Origin of the sequence: Carnobacterium sp. 1290_CSPC (assembly GCF_001053265.1) — a bacterium.
GTDB classification, from domain to species: Bacteria; Bacillota; Bacilli; order Lactobacillales; family Aerococcaceae; genus Aerococcus; species Aerococcus urinaeequi.
Window position 1 is genome coordinate 1 of record NZ_JVVG01000053.1, and the last position, 17,260, is coordinate 17,260.

Annotated in this window: 19 protein-coding genes and 1 riboswitch; of the genes, 2 read left to right on the forward strand and 17 right to left on the reverse strand. The window is 41.0% G+C overall.

The annotated features are described in order from the left end of the window. Positions 1-88 precede the first annotated feature (88 nt). The gene (locus AC973_RS04170) at positions 89-1,267 is read left to right on the forward strand and encodes a 5-methyltetrahydropteroyltriglutamate--homocysteine methyltransferase (RefSeq protein WP_048727698.1); all 1,179 of its coding nucleotides are present in this window, start codon (positions 89-91) and stop codon (positions 1,265-1,267) included. A 369-nt stretch (positions 1,268-1,636) separates the two neighbouring features. Here AC973_RS04170 and AC973_RS04175 read toward each other — a convergent pair whose 3' ends face one another. Continuing rightward, positions 1,637-1,801, reverse strand: a complete 165-nt coding sequence (locus AC973_RS04175) for a hypothetical protein (protein ID WP_048727700.1) — start codon at positions 1,799-1,801, stop codon at positions 1,637-1,639. A 50-nt stretch (positions 1,802-1,851) separates the two neighbouring features. Next, positions 1,852-3,663, reverse strand: coding sequence for an oligoendopeptidase F (gene pepF, locus AC973_RS04180; protein WP_048727703.1), 1,812 nt, complete (start codon positions 3,661-3,663; stop codon positions 1,852-1,854). Between the two features lie 193 nt (positions 3,664-3,856). Here pepF and AC973_RS04185 point away from each other — a divergent pair, with 193 nt between their 5' ends. Then, the gene (locus AC973_RS04185; RefSeq protein ID WP_107069894.1) at positions 3,857-4,753 is read left to right on the forward strand and encodes a fructose bisphosphate aldolase; all 897 of its coding nucleotides are present in this window, start codon (positions 3,857-3,859) and stop codon (positions 4,751-4,753) included. A gap of 113 nt (positions 4,754-4,866) precedes the next feature. On the opposite strand, the gene fabV is transcribed toward AC973_RS04185, so the two are convergent. The 15 genes from fabV to AC973_RS04255 form a co-directional block, all read right to left on the reverse strand. Beyond that, complete coding sequence (fabV, locus tag AC973_RS04190; RefSeq protein WP_048727706.1) at positions 4,867-6,066, reverse strand: enoyl-ACP reductase FabV; 1,200 nt, start codon at positions 6,064-6,066, stop codon at positions 4,867-4,869. A gap of 233 nt (positions 6,067-6,299) precedes the next feature. Next, positions 6,300-7,082 (reverse strand): type I 3-dehydroquinate dehydratase, encoded by a 783-nt coding sequence (gene aroD, locus AC973_RS04195; RefSeq protein ID WP_048727709.1) that lies wholly within the window; start codon positions 7,080-7,082, stop codon positions 6,300-6,302. Positions 7,083-7,239: 157 nt separating this feature from the next. Continuing rightward, positions 7,240-8,097 (reverse strand): tRNA pseudouridine(38-40) synthase TruA, encoded by an 858-nt coding sequence (truA, locus tag AC973_RS04200; protein WP_048727712.1) that lies wholly within the window; start codon positions 8,095-8,097, stop codon positions 7,240-7,242. Positions 8,098-8,121: 24 nt separating this feature from the next. Then, a complete protein-coding gene (locus tag AC973_RS04205; RefSeq protein ID WP_048727713.1) occupies positions 8,122-8,910 on the reverse strand; it encodes an energy-coupling factor transporter transmembrane component T family protein in 789 nt (262 codons plus the stop codon). Continuing rightward, a complete protein-coding gene (locus tag AC973_RS04210) occupies positions 8,911-9,843 on the reverse strand; it encodes an energy-coupling factor ABC transporter ATP-binding protein (protein WP_048727872.1) in 933 nt (310 codons plus the stop codon). Next, complete coding sequence (locus AC973_RS04215) at positions 9,819-10,661, reverse strand: energy-coupling factor ABC transporter ATP-binding protein (RefSeq protein WP_048727717.1); 843 nt, start codon at positions 10,659-10,661, stop codon at positions 9,819-9,821. Before AC973_RS04215 ends, AC973_RS04210 begins: the two co-directional genes overlap by 25 nt. A 120-nt stretch (positions 10,662-10,781) precedes the next feature. Continuing rightward, a riboswitch (FMN riboswitch) is annotated at positions 10,782-10,907 on the reverse strand. Positions 10,908-10,977: 70 nt separating this feature from the next. Continuing rightward, positions 10,978-11,427 carry an OsmC family protein gene (locus tag AC973_RS04220; RefSeq protein WP_048727720.1) on the reverse strand — a complete coding sequence of 150 codons (450 nt, stop codon included), beginning with the start codon at positions 11,425-11,427 and terminating at the stop codon, positions 10,978-10,980. A gap of 109 nt (positions 11,428-11,536) precedes the next feature. Beyond that, positions 11,537-13,450, reverse strand: a complete 1,914-nt coding sequence (locus AC973_RS04225) for an acyltransferase family protein (RefSeq protein ID WP_048727723.1) — start codon at positions 13,448-13,450, stop codon at positions 11,537-11,539. Positions 13,451-13,869: 419 nt separating this feature from the next. Further along, positions 13,870-14,250 (reverse strand): 50S ribosomal protein L17, encoded by a 381-nt coding sequence (gene rplQ, locus AC973_RS04230; RefSeq protein ID WP_004262615.1) that lies wholly within the window; start codon positions 14,248-14,250, stop codon positions 13,870-13,872. Positions 14,251-14,275: 25 nt separating this feature from the next. Then, positions 14,276-15,220 (reverse strand): DNA-directed RNA polymerase subunit alpha, encoded by a 945-nt coding sequence (locus AC973_RS04235; RefSeq protein ID WP_004262612.1) that lies wholly within the window; start codon positions 15,218-15,220, stop codon positions 14,276-14,278. A gap of 66 nt (positions 15,221-15,286) precedes the next feature. Then, a complete protein-coding gene (gene rpsK, locus AC973_RS04240; RefSeq protein WP_004262610.1) occupies positions 15,287-15,676 on the reverse strand; it encodes a 30S ribosomal protein S11 in 390 nt (129 codons plus the stop codon). Positions 15,677-15,699: 23 nt separating this feature from the next. Beyond that, a complete protein-coding gene (gene rpsM / locus AC973_RS04245) occupies positions 15,700-16,065 on the reverse strand; it encodes a 30S ribosomal protein S13 (protein WP_004262607.1) in 366 nt (121 codons plus the stop codon). Positions 16,066-16,097: 32 nt separating this feature from the next. Beyond that, a complete protein-coding gene (gene rpmJ / locus AC973_RS09630; RefSeq protein WP_004262605.1) occupies positions 16,098-16,211 on the reverse strand; it encodes a 50S ribosomal protein L36 in 114 nt (37 codons plus the stop codon). Between the two features lie 31 nt (positions 16,212-16,242). Then, positions 16,243-16,461, reverse strand: a complete 219-nt coding sequence (gene infA, locus AC973_RS04250) for a translation initiation factor IF-1 (protein ID WP_004262604.1) — start codon at positions 16,459-16,461, stop codon at positions 16,243-16,245. Positions 16,462-16,580: 119 nt separating this feature from the next. Further along, entirely contained in the window at positions 16,581-17,228 is a 648-nt protein-coding gene (locus AC973_RS04255; RefSeq protein WP_026465788.1) for an adenylate kinase, read from the reverse strand. Between the last annotated feature and the right edge of the window lie 32 nt (positions 17,229-17,260).

Consider the following 17,260-nt stretch of genomic DNA (forward strand, 5'->3'; position numbering starts at 1 on the left):
ACATATAATAGTTATTTGTAATTATTATGCCAGACCCATATACTCATAACAAGTTCAAAAATATTTATCGAAAAAGGAGAACATTATTATGACACAAACACAAACTTCAAAACGATTCCTTACAGTTGGTTCATTCTTACGTCCAGAAGACTTATTAGCCTACAAACGACAAATCGAGGAACGCGACGATATCCAATATCCATTCTACCAAGATTTCGACAACTACGAAAAAGTAGAAGACGAAGCAGTTGCTGATATCGTAAAAAAAGAAATCGAATTAGACTTCCCAGAAATTACAGATGGCGAATACTCTAAATCATTATGGCATCTAGACTTCGTTTGGGGCTTTGACGGCGTACGTCGTTTCATTGCTGATCAAGGTTATATCTTCGTTGACCATGACCATGAGCATGCATTCGAAACGCGTAAAGATATCGGTATTGAAATCTTCAAACCATTATCAGGAAAAAATCATCCCTTCATCGACCACTACAAACGTTTAGTGGCCTTAAATGATTCAGATGCTGATGTGAAAGTTTGTATCCCTTCACCAGGTCATATGTATGTTGATTTAGGTTTAAACCTACAAACATACAACGAGGTATACAAATCACAAGCTGAATTACGAGAAGGTTTAATCAAGGCCTACAAAGAATTCTTAGATGAATATGTACAAGAAGGCGGTAAAGTCCTCCAATTAGATGACTGTTTATGGACTATCCATGCAGAGGATGCATCAAATTCACCATTTAGAAATGAAGATGGTACTTGGGACGCTGAGGCCGCTAAAGCCAGTGCAGAAGCTTATGTAGCTATTAACAATGCAATTATTGATTATGGTCATGAATTAGGTTTAAAAGTATACACCCACAACTGTCGTGGTAACTACGCTTCTAGACACATAGCTGACGGTTCGTATGAGAAAATTGCTCATTATTTCTTGAAAAACCAACGTTACGACCGTTTCTACTTAGAGTGGGACGACGAGCGTGCTGGTTCAATCGACGCATTAGAAGCTTTTAAAGACAACGACCAAGTAGAAGTTGTATTAGGTTTACTATCATCAAAAACAGCTGACTTAGACGATGAAGAACGCGCCCTAAACGGCTTAGAAGAAGCTAGCAAATATGTATCAAAAGATCGATTATACCTATCCCACCAATGTGGCTTTGCCTCATGTGACGGTGGTAACGAATTAACCCACGAAAACCAATGGGACAAAATCAAACAAGGACAAGCAATCGCATTCAAATACTTTGGTGAATAATCCCTAATCAAAAAACTATCATCCTTCGAAAGAGGTTGGCTCCCCACGCCAGCCTCTTTTTTAATGTCTTTATTCTTGTATCAGCAATCACTTCAATCAATCGGAGAAGTTAAAGTTAAGCCTTTGAGCTTTACTTTGTTGCATCCCTCGCCTATTAAGGGCTTAAATATTCTCATGCTGACGCATATCAGAATGTTCGGAGGAACCCCGTTAAAGTCTGAATGGTCAGCCAAGTTCTCACACCTTGGATGAGATCGGTACCAAGGATTTTAAGGCAATGATAGAGAAAGCGGAAGCCTACGGATTTTTGTAATAAATAAAAAAGTAGAATCCAAAAAATAGGATTCTACTTAGATAGCAATTCAATATTTAAGCCCCTTGCATATTGTATAGTACAAAGAAAGCCATAAAGAAGATTAATAGCACAACCGCGAGGACACCGAAGACGATGTAGATACGCTTCTGCTCTTTTCTGTACATATAGTTACTGGTCATCAGTAGCAAAAGAGCTGCTACGAAAAATACCCAAATCATCTATTCACCAAACTTTCTCTCCATCTATTTGTGGCAATCCCTAGTCTTCATTAAGCCAGTTTCGCTGAATAGTCAATAATAGCGTCAACTGTGTCGTTTAAGAAGGCTATGGTATTTTCTAATGGTTCACCACTTGCAATATCCACTCCTGCTACTTTTGCAGCTTCAACTGGGTTAATCCGCCCCAATTTCAAGAAGTTGATCCATTTTTCAATGGCTTGATCATCTTCACCTGAACGGATATTCAAGTAGGCTTGTGTAGCAATCGTTAAGCCTGCTGAATAAGTATAAGAATATAAGCCCATGTAGTAATGTGGTTGACGCATCCAAGTTAATTCAGCACCAGGATTAATCTCTACAGCATCACCCCAGAAAGCTTCTAATACCCCTTTTTTCAAGTCAGAAAGGGTTTCGGCTGTGAAGGCTTCACCCTTGTCAATTAGTCGGTAAACTTCACGTTGGTAGGCTGCTTCTAACAAGTGTGTAATGAAGTTATGGAAATATGTGTTGGTTAGCATATTGGCTAAGGCAAAGCGTTGGGTACGGTCGTCTTCACCATTGGCTTGTAAATAGCCAGTTAATAGTAACTCATTAAAAGTTGACGGCGCTTCAATCACATACAAGCTGGGTTCACTTGAAATAAACAAGTTATTGGCTTCAGCTCGGCTCATTTGCCCTGCATGACCCAATTCATGAATCAAGGTATAGACATCAGACAATTGTTCTGTCCAGCTCATTAAGATATATGGATGAACACCGGCAGCGATGGTTGCAAATCCACCAGTTGATTTACCAACATTTTGGGCGTAATCTACCCAGCGGTCAGTGAAGGCTGGTGCGATTTCGTTAAAGTAGTCCTCGCCCATGATAGCTGTGGCTTCTTTAACGTAGGCTTCTGATTCTTCAAATGAAACAGATTTTGAAAAAGTCGGATCCAAACCAATCTTTAAGTCTGCATAAGTCATTTTATCTAAGCCGCGTACTTCTTTAACGTGGTTGATATATTTACGCATAACGGGTGCCAATTTCTCCATGATGACATCAATTTGACGGTCATATAGTTCTCGGTCCACGTCTTGGCTGAAGAGTAGGTAGTCAATCACTGATTCATAGCCACGGATGTTAGCCTGAGCTTTTTCCTGCAAGACGTGGCCATAATAAGTTGTTGCAAAGGTATTTTGGTATTTTGCCAATTCTTTTGAGAAAGCATCAAAGGCGGCCCGACGAACGGCTGTATCCTCTTCAAACATATATTTATCTTCATATAAAACAAAACTTAAAGGGTAAGTAGTACCATCTACTTCAAAATCAGGAAAAGTTAAATCGGCTAATTTAGCGTTGTTATACACTTCATAATTTTGATCATGTGCTTGTTCGAATTGGAATAGTACATCTTCCACTTTAGCACCCAGATATATCGCTTGTTGACGTTCAACTTCAGCAATATAATCTGCTGTTTCTGGAGCAATGGCCTTTACTTTTTCCAGTTCAGTTGCTGATTTTTCTAGTAATGCATTTTGGAAAAATAGCATCGCTTCTTGAACATTTTTGCTCGCTGCCGATACCTTATGTAATTTCAATGCTGCTTGTGAATTTGTACGGTCGGCTTCAACCGCTAAAAAGGTATAGTGCATCAATTGTGACCCTAAAACTTGCACGTCAGAAGCCGCTAAAACTGCATTAGCAATATCGCTCGCGTCACTTAATTTACCTTCATAATTTTCCTTGAAAGCTTGTCCTAGATCTTTAAATTCAGCTAATTTCGATTCAAAAGTTGCTTCATCTTCAAAAATTTGGCTGAGGTCCCAAGTGGCTGCTACATCTACTTGGTCGCGGGTTGGGAATGTATTCTCTGTTGTCATCCGGCATATCCTTCTTTCCTAGCTTAATGGTAATTTTCTTAAACAAGTTTACCACTAAAACCCCAAAACTTACCAGAAATAGGTTGGCTATCCTTCTTCATAAGTGTTTTTCTTTGGATTTTTAAAATATTAGGTTCATAATAATAAGTGACGAAATGATACCACCGCTAATTTTTAAGGAGGAATTTTCAATATGTCAATTAATCAAGCACAATTAGAACGCATGTCAAATGCCCCTGGATTTATCGCTGCCCTAGACCAATCAGGCGGTTCAACACCAAAAGCCCTATTAGCCTATGGTGTAGCCGAAGATACCTACAGCAATGAAGACGAAATGTTTGCGAAAGTTCATGAAATGCGGACGCGAATCATGACCAGTCCAGCTTTTACTAGCGATAAAATTCTAGCTGCTATCCTATTTGAAAATACCATGGACCGCCAAGTAGACGGTAAATACACCGCAGAATACTTAGCAGACAAAGGGATCGTACCCTTCCTTAAAATTGATAAAGGACTTGCCGAAGAAGCCAATGGCGTACAATTAATGAAAGATATGCCAGAACTTGACGACCTATTAGCACGTGCAAATGACCGCGGTATTTTCGGTACTAAGGAACGGTCTAATATTCTCGCATTTAACCCTGTAGGCATCAAAGAAGTTGTCGACCAACAGTTTGAAGTCGCTAAACAAGTTATTGATGCAGGTTTAGTACCGATTATTGAACCTGAAGTGAATATCAAGGCTGAAGACAAAGCAGCCATCGAAGAATTATTAGCTGAAGAAATCAGATTACACTTAGATCAATTAGGGGAAAATGACTTAGTCATGTTGAAGCTGACAATCCCTACTGTACCAGATACTTATCGTGAATTAGCCAGTCACCCTAACGTTGTTCGTGTAGTGGCCTTATCAGGTGGTTATACCCGTGAAGAAGCCAATGAACTATTGGCGGAAAACCACGACATGATTGCGTCGTTCTCACGTGCCCTCGCGTCTGATTTACGAGCAAGCCAAGCAGATGACGAATTCAATGACTTACTAGCCAGTGCTATTGATACCATTTACGACGCATCCGTTAACAAGAGATAAACTATTTTAATATACATCATGCTCAGGGGATTTTAGTCCTCTGAGCTTTTTTATAGCAAAAACACGATAAGTCGAAGGCGCCTTCGCTTATCGTGCTTGATGGTGATCGCTATTTAGGGTTTTAAATTCACTAACTCTTCATAAGTCACTGGTTTCTCTTCATAACCATCCACTTCAAAGCCATTTAAATTCAAGAATTCTTTCATGAAGGTATCCCATGCAGTAAAGTCAGTATTAAAATTGTCCTGGTTGATTTGTTCAATTAAAACCTTGGCTTCAGCTTGTACTTCTGGATCTAATTCCCATGAGTCCGGACGCAAACGGCCCTCTTCATCATACTCTGGCTTATCACCAAATAACATGTCACGGAAAATTCGGTCAATATGCATAATTGGCGTTTCATGTTGGCCGCGTGTTTCCATTATCTTATACAACCCTAGACAATAAACTGGGAAGAATGGAATAACTGATGATGCTTTCGTCGTCACTGCTGTTGCTACAACGACAGTCGCTTTTCCGTTGATATCTTTTAAGTCTTCATTGATTAAAGCGGCAGCCTTGTCACAGTCCGCTTTAGCCCGTCCCAAGGTTCCCTTATTGTAGTATGACTCGTTTAAATCAGCCCCTAAATAAGAATAAACCACTGTCTCAACACCTTCAGCAAGCACATCTGCTTCCTGTAAGGCATTCATCCACATCCGCCAGTCCTCACCGCCCATTACTTTCACAGTATTTGCGATTTCTTGCTCAGTTGCAGGTTCAAGCACTTGTTCATAGAAGGTTTCCTTTTGTAGGTTGACGTTTGGTCCCACAACTTCTTGGCCGATTGATTTGATCACTGAATTGTAAGTTTCCCCTGTATTTGGGTCTGTACGGCGTCCTGAAGCCAATGAATAGACCACAAAGTCCACTTTTCCGCCGAATTCATTCTTGATGAATTCAATCACTTGATCCTTCGCTTCGTTAGAGAAGGCATCTGCCATAATATTTTTCGCGATTAACCCTTCAGCTTCCGCTGCTTGCCGGAAAAAGATATTGTTATACCAGCCTGGCTTACCAAGGTTTTTCTCAGATCGTGGTCCCCCACCGTGGGAAACTGAAATCGTATCTGCCCCCGCACCAAAAGCTAGGTTAATCCGACTAGCCAATCCATAAGAAGATGAGCCCCCTAATACCAAAACTTTCTTCGGCCCTTCAAAGGTCCCTTGGTCTTTAACATATTGAATTTGATTGTTTACTTCTTGCTTCAACCCCATCGGATTCACACCAACAAGGACATTTCCACGCATTTTTGCCTTAATTTCTAAAGTCATATAAGTCTCCTAATATTTACTAATTTCTCAATTTTTTGATAATTCACTTTTTAATTATATAGTTAAGAAAACTAGTAGTAAAGTTTTACATGATTATATCAAAAATCAAAGCTTTAATGAAAAATTTTTTTGAAAGCAAAAAGGACTGCGGTTTTACCCCGCAATCCTCTCTTGTCATATACGTATTTTCATTACTTAATGGCCGTTTTTCAACCCTAGAAACAAATTATATCCTAGAAATCGTCATCATCCAGGTCATCTACACGTAAATTCAACAAGTTCATGCATTCTTCCACATCTTCAACGTCCATTTGCCCAGGAGCAGACGACATACCTTCTATAGTGGCAAAGCTAGCCGTTGATTTGAAGATTTCCCCGGCAATTCGGGTAATCTTGCCTAAACGGCCCATCGACATGGTAATCAAGGGTTGGTCGATTAATGTGGACGCTTGGTGGGTCGCATTCATCAAAGCCAATACATCCGCTTCATCGTGGGGCATGACGGCCATTTTCACAATATCCGCCTCTGACTGACCCATCTTTTGTAGGCGCTTGACTATATCATTTTCCAAAGGGGTTTTCACAAAATCATGGTAGGAAACGATTACTTTGACTTGGTGTTTGTGAGCGAAAGGAATCAGGTTGTCTAAGATGTCCTGGCCTCGCTCAAACTCGATATCAATAGCGTCGACAGCCCTGGCTTGGATTAAATACCGATACATTTCAACATACTGGCTCTTGCCAATAGCTGACTCCCCGCCTTCGCTCAAGGTTCTAAAGGTGGCAAGTAAGGGCTTTTGAATAGAGGTTTTCACCCGTTTACTCAATTCAGCCAACTCTTCCAGCTCGTCGAAATCGTCAAAGTAATCAATCCGCCATTCCACCATATCGCCTGGTTGACGTCGGTAGAAATTGGCACAGTTGATAATATCTACAGCATTATCCTCGGCTAAGGGAATAATAATTTTTGGTCTATCCTCCCCGAACTTCAAGGAAGCAATTTTTACACTCTTCATGTTGGACTCCTTCTGACATCAAGGCAAAATAAAAAACTCGATACCATTTGATATGTATATTGTATCGAGTTTTTGCCTTTTAAGCTATATAAAATTTGTGACCAAAGATTCAAGAACTTATTCTTATTAATATCATCATCAAATTTGTCGACCGTCTCTAAAAGTCTTCATCTGAATTTGCATCTAAGTCCACACTTGCATCCACAGGAGTCCCTAAACCAGCTTTATAGTCGCTATAAGCCTTGGAAACCTGTCGGCGGTCTTCTAGCCCTAGGTAATAAACCTCCGCTAAATATAAGCCATGTGCGGCTGCTGTGGGTCCTGCTTCATTCCGGTCTTCGGCTGCGATCAACCGTTTCATCTCGTCAACTGGTCTTAACCCGTCCCCAATTTGAAGCGTTGTGCCCACCAAAATCCGGACCATATTGTACAAGAATCCTGACCCTTCAAAGATAAAGGTCAAGGTTTCTGCATCCGGGTCAGCCGTCACTTCGGCCCGGTAAATTTCTCGGACAAAGTTGGTTTTATCCGTTTTAGTCGAACAGAAGGACTTAAAATCATGAACGCCGATAATGTCCTTTAAGGCCTTCTGCATACGCTTAATATCCGTTCGGTAGGGATGGTGGTACATATACTGTCTAGTAAATGGTGACGGAAACTTGGACGTATCTACCTTGTAAATATACTTCTTACCGTTAGTATGAAAACGGGCGTGGAAATCATCTTCCACCCGTTCAACCTTAGTGATTCGAATAGCATCATCAAGGATTGAATTCATTGCCCTTAAGACCGCTTCCTCACCAATTTCCGCTGGATAGTCAAAATGAATGACTTGGCCAAGGGCATGAACACCTGAATCGGTCCGGCCTGACCCAACAACAGGAATCGTCTGTCCTTTTGACATGAGCTTTAAGGCTTTTTCAAGGGCTTCTTGTACAGTGTGGCCATTTGGTTGCACTTGGAAGCCGACAAAGGGTGTTCCGTCGTATTGCAAGGTTACTTTAAATCTAGGCAAAATGCGCCCTCCTTCTACTAGTGGCTATAAGATAATCATGACAACGGTCAAAACCGCAAGACAGATACTGGCAAGGGTATCTAGTTTGCCCCAATGCAATTGACGGTACTTGGTCCGGCCTTCACCACCCTTGTAACCACGCGCTTCCATGGCAGTGGCTAGGTCGTAAGCTCGGTTAAAGGCAGAAATAAACAAGGGAATTAGGACTGGAATAAAGGCTTTTACCCGCTCAAGGATATTCCCTTCTGAAAAGTCTACACCACGTGCCCGCTGTGCATTCATGATCTTATCTGCCTCTTCTAGTAGGGTCGGGACAAATCGCAAGGCAATCGATAACATTAAGGCAATCTCATGGACTGGCAAAATGTTACGAACAGGCTTCAGCAAGGCTTCCATAGCATCGGTAATAGCCAAGGGTTGAGTAGTCAAAGTCAAAATCGTCGATAGGAAAATAATCAATAGGAAGCGGACAAAAATATAGGCCGCATTGGATAAACCACCAGTTGTTAAGGCTAGTGGACCAAATGACCACAGGACGTCCCCGGTATGAGTAAAGAGGATTTGTAGGGCTACCGTAAAAATGATAATAGCAATCATGGGTTTTAAACCACGTAAAAATATCCCTAAAGAAATCCCAGTTAAAAAGACCAAACTCGTAACCACTGCAATCATGACGATATTGGTCGTGACATCAGTTGCCGCAAACACCAGCAACATCATGACAATCAAGCCCACCAATTTCACCCTTGGGTCCAGTTTGTGCATCAAGGAATTACCGGGAATGTACCGGCCAATAATCAATTTATCTTTCATCTATAATTGGCCCCCTTCCCCTGTAATAAATCCGCTTAACTTGTCATCGTCATTTTGTCCGGTTGCTAAAGCCAATTTATCAACAATTAAGTCAGCTAAAGCATCGACAGTTAAGGGGACTTCTATCTCATTGTCCCAAAGTGAACGTTGTAATTTATTTTGTAAGTCGAAAGCAAAGTCAGCTGCGTCCGGTAAAGCCAATTGGTGGCTGGCTAACCAAGCAGGATCTGCAAATACTTCAGCTGGTGTTCCTTCTTTCACACATGTACCTGCATCCAACACAATCACGTGGTTGGCATAAGCCGCCACATCTTCCATTTGATGGGTCACTAAAACAATCGTCAACCCTTGATCTCGGTACAAGCGGTCGAACATAGACATCATTTCCATCCGACCTTTTGGATCCAATCCAGCAGTTGGTTCATCTAAAACCAGTACTTCTGGTTTCATGGCAATCACCCCAGCAATAGCTACACGGCGCATTTGCCCACCAGATAACTCAAAGGGTGACCGCTCAAATAAAGTCGAGGCAATCCCAACTGCAGCTAAAGCCGCTTCAGCTTTCTCGCGGGCCGTTGCTTCATCGTCGCCAAAATTCATGGGCCCAAACATCACATCTTTAAGCACAGTTTCTTCAAATAGTTGCCCTTCAGGAAATTGGAAGACCATCCCCACTCGTTGGCGGATCTTCTTCAAGTCTTTTGGTTTAGAGTCAGCTGACACTACCGCCTCACCAATCCGTACTTGGCCCACAGTGGGTTGTACCAAGGCGTTAAGGTGTTGGGTAATGGTCGACTTCCCTGACCCAGTATGGCCGATAATCGCCGTATATGAACCATCTGGAATTGTCACATTGATATCATGGAGAGCTTCACTAGCGAATGGTGTGCCCGCGCCATAGGTAAAGCCTACTTGTTCAAATACGATTTGCATAACCATTCACCCAACCCTTCTTCATCAAAATACGCATCCGGCACAGCAACCCCACGTTTTGCTAGGGCACTTTTTAGTTGCTCGGAAAAAGGCACATCCAAACCAATCTCAGTTAACTCATTCCCGTAAATAAAGATATCAGCTGGCGTACCCTCTTTAATAATTTGCCCCTCTTTAAAAACAAGCATACGGTCAGCTTCCGCCGCCTCATTTAAATCATGGGTAATCGAAATCACAGTTAGGGCCTTATCTTGTTTGATATCCGCCACAATTGCCATCAATTCGTCCCGACCTTCAGGATCTAACATTGAAGTCGATTCATCTAAAATAATGATTTTTGGTGCCATAGCAATCACGCCCGCAATCGCAACCCGTTGCTTTTGACCACCAGATAAGGCTGCTGGTTCCTTGTCGCGGTAGTCCCACATTTTAACCCGTTTTAGGGCAGACTCCACCCTCTCATGCATCTCATCAACCGGCATGCCCATATTTTCCAAGGCAAAAGCCACATCATCTTCTACAGTAGCGCCCACAAATTGGTTGTCTGGATTTTGAAAGACTAGTCCAACTTGGCTACGAATATCCCATAAGGTTTCCATAGATAGGACTTTTCCATCCACTACAATTGTTCCAGATTTAGCTTCTAATAAGCCTACCAATAGTTTTGAAAATGTTGATTTCCCTGATCCATTATGACCAATAATCGCTAGCCACTCACCTTCGTAGATAGTCGTTGATAGGCCATCTATAGCTAATTTCTCATCTGATTGACTATATTGAAAAGACAAATCCTGAACCTGAATAATCGGTTTCGCCATCTTGTTCCCTCGCTCACTTTATATATTTAAGAAAAAACTCCTCCAACGTTACTTGGAAGAGTTTGTTAAAGAAGACCAAGCCCAGCTAGCCACTTGTATCGCTGTCTCGTTCATCCTGCTATACGCTTCTTCCATCCTGACTGTAACAGTCGGTACTAGAATTCCACTAGTTCAATCACCTAATACACCTGGTAATTCGCGGACTTTACCGCCGATCGGGACTCGCACCCTGCCCTGAAGACATTTTATTTATTTTTCACTTAGTTTAGTCTACTAAAATCCACCAGTAAAAGCAATCATTAGATGTCAAGACACCTCACCCCTTTGAACCGTCACCATAATCATTAGCGTGAATTACCATTTCCGTGTATGTATAATCACCGATGATTTGAGATACCGGACACCGTCCTTCTGCCTCATAAACAATGGTTTCTGCCTGGTCGCGTGGTAAATCGAGGAAAACGTCTACTTTAAAATCAAAGTAGGTAACCTTCGTTTCCTTGTTTAACTTATAGTCCACTTGGATAGCTACCTCGCTGGTTACATCCTTGATTCCGTGTCGGTCTAAAGCAATTTCAATCGTCGCATTCAAGCAAGTTGCCCATGATAAGGCAATGAGTTGTTCTGGGTTAGTCCCCGGCTCATCTGCTTTCAATGGACTTGATGTTTGAACCCGCAACTCATTTTCCCCTTCAACCCAAGCCATTCCTTTAAGTCCTTGATCATTATGCACTCGTGTTGAATATAACAATTTATCCTCAGCCATATGCGCATTTCCTCCATCTTCTTGGTTATGCTCTAATATGGGTCATTATACCCCTAATACTCCTAGCAAAAAAGGCAATCGCATTTAAATCATGCAATTGCCTTTGAATTCAATATTCTTTTTTCAAGACTTGATACATGCCATTTGTCAGAAATTGTAACCAAACTTGCCCACCATCCGAATTAAAGTGTACCCCATCCTGACTTAGCCAAGTAGACGCTTCAGCATGGTTGGTATAGTAATCATGCCAGTCCAGTAAGTAGACTGAATCACTTTCGTCACTAGCTGCCTGAGCCAAAGCTTTATTTACATCATCTGCCCAAGGGCGGTCAACATGCGTATTCACTAGAAAAATCGTTTTCTCTCGACCAATCTCATCTAAGAAGTCACTTAGTTGTGCTGATGTAAAGCCACCATTCGCACCTAGGTCAACCAAAACGACATCTTTTAGCATACCCTGCGCGTCCAAGCTAGCTGGATAGCCAATTAAGGTATATAACTGGCGGCCAACCGCAGCGTCCACAATTGCATTAGGATACAAAGTATACAAACCTTCTGATTCGCCCACCATTAAGGAATCACCGATGAAAGTCACAGATAGCTGATACGCAAACCGAGCTTGCTCATCAGGAATACCTTGGTAAAATCCTAATGATGCCTCACTTAAGTTCTTTTTATAAGTTGAAAGACTAGCGTCAGCTTGTTTTTCTTGCTCAGCCCTTTGTTTATTCAGTTCTTCAATCTTCTTGGCTTGTTGAGCAGCTTGCTGCTCCTCTACCGTCACATTGTCAGCCGGTTTAGACACCGCCACCGCACTCACGCCTCCTAGGAAAACGAGGGCAAATGCAATGAATAAAATGCGGGTCAACCAGGGTGCCGGCTCTTTAAACAAGTTGCGAACCTTAGTAAAAAGACGGAGGGGTTGGTTGTTACGCACTTCATTGAAAACCGGCACCGGCCATCTTTTTTCCTCTAGTAAGGCATAAGATAAACACGACAGGATAATAATCAAAATGACTTGTGGCCAAATACTATTGGTAAACCAATTCTGGCTGGTTGGTACCATATGAAATAGCACATTGATTGGGTAATACCATAAATACATATGGAATGTACGTTCACCTAACCACCGCAAGGGTTTAAATTTCAATAGAAAACCAACCCAAGAGCCTTTATAAGTCAACAAGGCAATCATTACAGCAGCTAATAAATCAAAGCCAAACATTCCACCATAGTAAGTGAACGTCGCTGCATCAAGCATGTGGAGCATCCCATAAGTGAGTATAGCCAATAGGCCTAACAACACCACATCAACAATAAAGTGGTGAAAGCGCCCAACTCGGTCCTTCAACCAAGTAGCCAGTTGGTCCATATCCAACAATTGAGCAGCAGCCCCACCAAGAGCAATAGAGAAGAATCTAGTATCCGTACCATAGTAAACTCTTGAAGGATCTTCACCGGGTGTGAAGACGATCGCCATCAAGATGCCTGACAAAAGTGCGGCAGCGAGCATGACCAAACCGGATTGCCATCTGGTCTTGGTGAAACGTCGACTAACCTTGAAGAATAGTGGCCAAATGACCATAAACTGCATGTAAACGGCTATATACCAATAATGAGTGGTCAAAGACGGGTGTAACATATTGGCGAAATAGGACGATCCAGATAGAATCTGCTGCCAATTATTGACAAATAACAAGGATGTGGTTAGATTAATGCCGATATTGACCAATAACTGTTGCCTAAATAGTAGTAAATAAGTCAGCCCCACCATTGTAATAATGACCATGGGCCACCAAATTTTACGTATGCGACCCCAGGTTTTCTTAAAATAAGATTCCTGGATATCTGCTTCATATTTACTCTCCATTTGACTCGTCACTAGGTAACCTGAAAGGACTAAAAAGATGTCCACCCCTAAGAAACCACCTGAAACAAGGTGAGTTAGATAGTGATATAAAATAATACCCAACATCGCTAAGAATCGAATTGTATCAAACTGTGTAAAGTAGTTTTTCTTCATTACCTTCGCCTCTCTAAATTGCCAAGCACGCAATTGTCAATGCTCGAGACAATTTACGCAATTATAATACATATATTATATCGATAGTATAGGAAAATGAGAACATCAAATTTTGAGATTTCCCAAAGCCCTGCCGACAAACGACGCACTAAAGAGCAAAAAAGTGGTTGAGCCCTAGCCCCAACCACTTTAGAAAATAAAAAAGCATATATGCTACCAAACACCTGTTGGTTAAACAACACATATGCCGAACCAATTTTTCACCTAAATGAATTGGCCTTGATTTATTCATAAGACTTATGGATATATTCCACTCCTAGCGAACTTCATCACGCTAGGAGTAGATAGAGCTAGACTCGGTTATACTAGGTACAACCACCATCATGACACTCCGTTTTATACATCACTAAAAGTTTTTATTAAACTAATTCAAGAATAACCATTGGTGCAGCATCGCCACGACGAGGTTCAGTTTTTAAGATACGAGTGTATCCACCTTGACGTTCAGCGTAACGAGGACCAAGATCGTTGAATAATTTTTGTAAAGCAGACTCGATAACGATGTCTTCACCTTCAGCGCGAACATCGGCGATTTCGTTACGAACGAATTGGTTCGCTTGACGACGAGCAGCTAAATCTCCACGTTTACCTAAAGTAATCATTTTTTCAGCTGTACGACGGATCTCTTTCGCACGAGTTTCTGTTGTAGTAATACGTTCATTGATAATTAAATCAGTAGTTAAGTCACGTAACATAGCTTTACGTTGAGAGCTAGTACGACCTAATTTACGGTAACCCATTGTCAGTATCCTCCTTTATGATTTATTAATCTTCTTGACGTAAAGATAAGTCAAGAGCAGCTAGCTTGTTTTTAACCTCTTCAAGAGACTTACGACCTAAGTTACGTACTTTCATCATTTCTGGTTCAGACTTGTTAGTCAATTCTTCAACAGTATTGATGCCTGCACGTTTTAGACAGTTGTATGAACGAACTGATAAGTCTAGTTCTTCAATAGTCATTTCAAGCATTTTTTCTTTTTGTGTTTCTTCTTTTTCGACCATAACTTCAACTTGACGAGCTTCGTCTGTTAAGTTAACGAATACTTCCAAGTGTTCCGTCATGATTTTTGCCGCTAAGCTTAATGCTTCTTCGGGTGAAATTGTACCATCAGTCCAAATATCCATAGTCAATTTATCGTATTCGTTGATTTCTCCGATACGAGTATTTTCAACTTGATAGTTTACTTTGGAAATTGGTGTGTAGATAGAATCCACTGGAATTTCGCCAATTGGCATTGAATCCACTTTATTATTTTCTGAGCGCACAAAACCACGACCGTTTTTAACATTCATAATCATGTGGAAACGAGCGCCTTCTGCAAGCGTACAAATATGTAAGTCTGGATTCATAACATCGAAATCAGCATCGGCAATAATATCAGCAGCTGTTACGTCAGCTGGACCTGTGATGTCAATTTCTACTTGTTTTTCTTCTACGTCATACAATTTCAATGATAATTGTTTTACGTTCAACACAATCTCAGTAACGTCTTCACGTACACCTGGGACTGTTGAGTATTCATGCAAAACATCGTCAATTTGGATTGATGTAACTGCTGTACCTGGTAGTGAGGACAACAAGATACGACGTAATGAATTACCTAGGGTTGTTCCATAGCCGCGTTCTAATGGTTCTACAACGAATTTACCAAATTTACTATCGTCGTTAATTTCAATTGTCTCAATATTTGGCTTTTCAATTTCGATCATATCGACAAATTACCCCTTTCAAAACGTGAGAAAATGTATCATCGCATATCCAAGTTCATCAATCGATTAAACACGACGACGTTTTGGAGGACGGCAACCATTATGAGGAATAGGTGTTACATCGCGAATAGCAGTAACTTCTAAACCTGCTGCTTGTAAAGCACGGATAGCTGATTCACGACCTGAACCAGGACCTTTTACTGAAACTTCAACAGATTTCATACCGTGATCCATAGCAGCTTTTGTAGCTGTTTCTGAAGCCATTTGTGCAGCATAAGGAGTAGATTTACGAGAACCTTTAAATCCTAAAGCACCTGCAGATGACCAAGAAATTGCATTACCATGCTCATCAGTAATCATAACGATAGTATTATTAAATGTAGAGTGGATGTGCGCCACACCTGTTTCGACATTTTTCTTCACACGACGTTTGCGTGAAACTGGACGTTTAGCCATAGTGTAATTAACCTCCTTTTAGATTATTTTTTCTTACCTTGAATTGCGACAGCTTTACCTTTACGCGTACGTGCGTTGTTCTTAGTGTTTTGACCACGAACTGGTAAACCACGACGGTGACGGATACCACGGTATGAACCGATCTCTTGTAGACGTTTGATGTCTAAAGCACGTTCACGACGTAAGTCACCTTCAACTTTGATTGTATCTACTGCTGCACGTAAACGATCTAACTCATCGTTAGTTAAGTCACGTACACGAGTATCTTCTGAAATTTCAGCTTGCGCTAAGATTTTTTGAGAAGTCGTTTTACCGATACCATAGATGTATGTTAAGGCAATAACGATACGTTTCTCACGTGGAATATCTACTCCTGCTATACGAGCCATATACGAAAACCCTCCTTTTTATTTATCTTTAATTAGCCTTGGCGTTGTTTATGTTTTGGATTAGAACAAATAACCATAACTTTACCGTTACGGCGAATAACTTTACAATGTTCGCACATTGGTTTAACAGATGCTCTTACTTTCACAGTTATACCTCCTCGATTATATATCTCTACATTACTTGAATCGGTAGGTGATACGACCTTTCGTCAAGTCATATGGAGACATCTCAACTTTTACACGGTCACCTGGCAAAATACGAATGTAGTTTACACGCATTTTTCCTGAAATATGCGCTAAAACTTCATAACCATTTTCCAATTGGACCTTAAACATAGCATTAGGTAATGTTTCAGTAACAGTACCTTCAATTTCGATCATATCTTCTTTTGACAAAGTTTTTCCTCCTAATGGTGGTTGTTTCGTTTAATCACTAATTGATTATAGGATAGAAATACGAAATGTTCAGTCAACCCGAATATCTTACCATAATTAGCGACTTAAAGCAACAAAAATTATTTATCTAAAATCTTTTGGATCTCAGCGTAAACATTGTCAATACCGATATCACCAGGAATGCGATAAAGCTTACCTTGACCTTCATAGAAGTCTAAGATTGGTTGTTGTTGTTCTTGATTAACATTTAATCTGTTCTCAACAACTTCAGGTTTATCGTCTTCACGTTGGTAGAAATCATGGCTTCCGCAAACATCGCATACGCCGTCTACTTTTGGTTTGTTCAAAACTTTGTGGTATGTTGCGCCACAGTTACGACAAATGATTCGTCCTGATAAACGTTCTTTCAACGTTTCAGCTGGCACGTCTAAGTAGATAACTGCATCAATGTCGCGATCTAAGCGAGTCATGATACCGCCAAGTTCTTTAGCTTGCGCTTCAGTTCTTGGAAAACCGTCTAGCATAAAGCCAGCTTGTGTATCTTCTTTTTGAAGTCTTTCTTCAACAATACCATTCGTTACTTCATCAGGAACTAATGCACCTTCATCCATGAATGATTTGGCTTTTTTTCCTAATTCAGTTCCTTCAGCGATTGCTGATCTAAACATATCTCCAGTAGAAATATGTGGATATTTGTAATCTTCAACGATTTTAGCTGCTTGAGTACCTTTACCGGCACCAGGCAAGCCCATTAAAATAATATTCATAATTGTCCTCCCCAAGCACGTTACGCATTAGT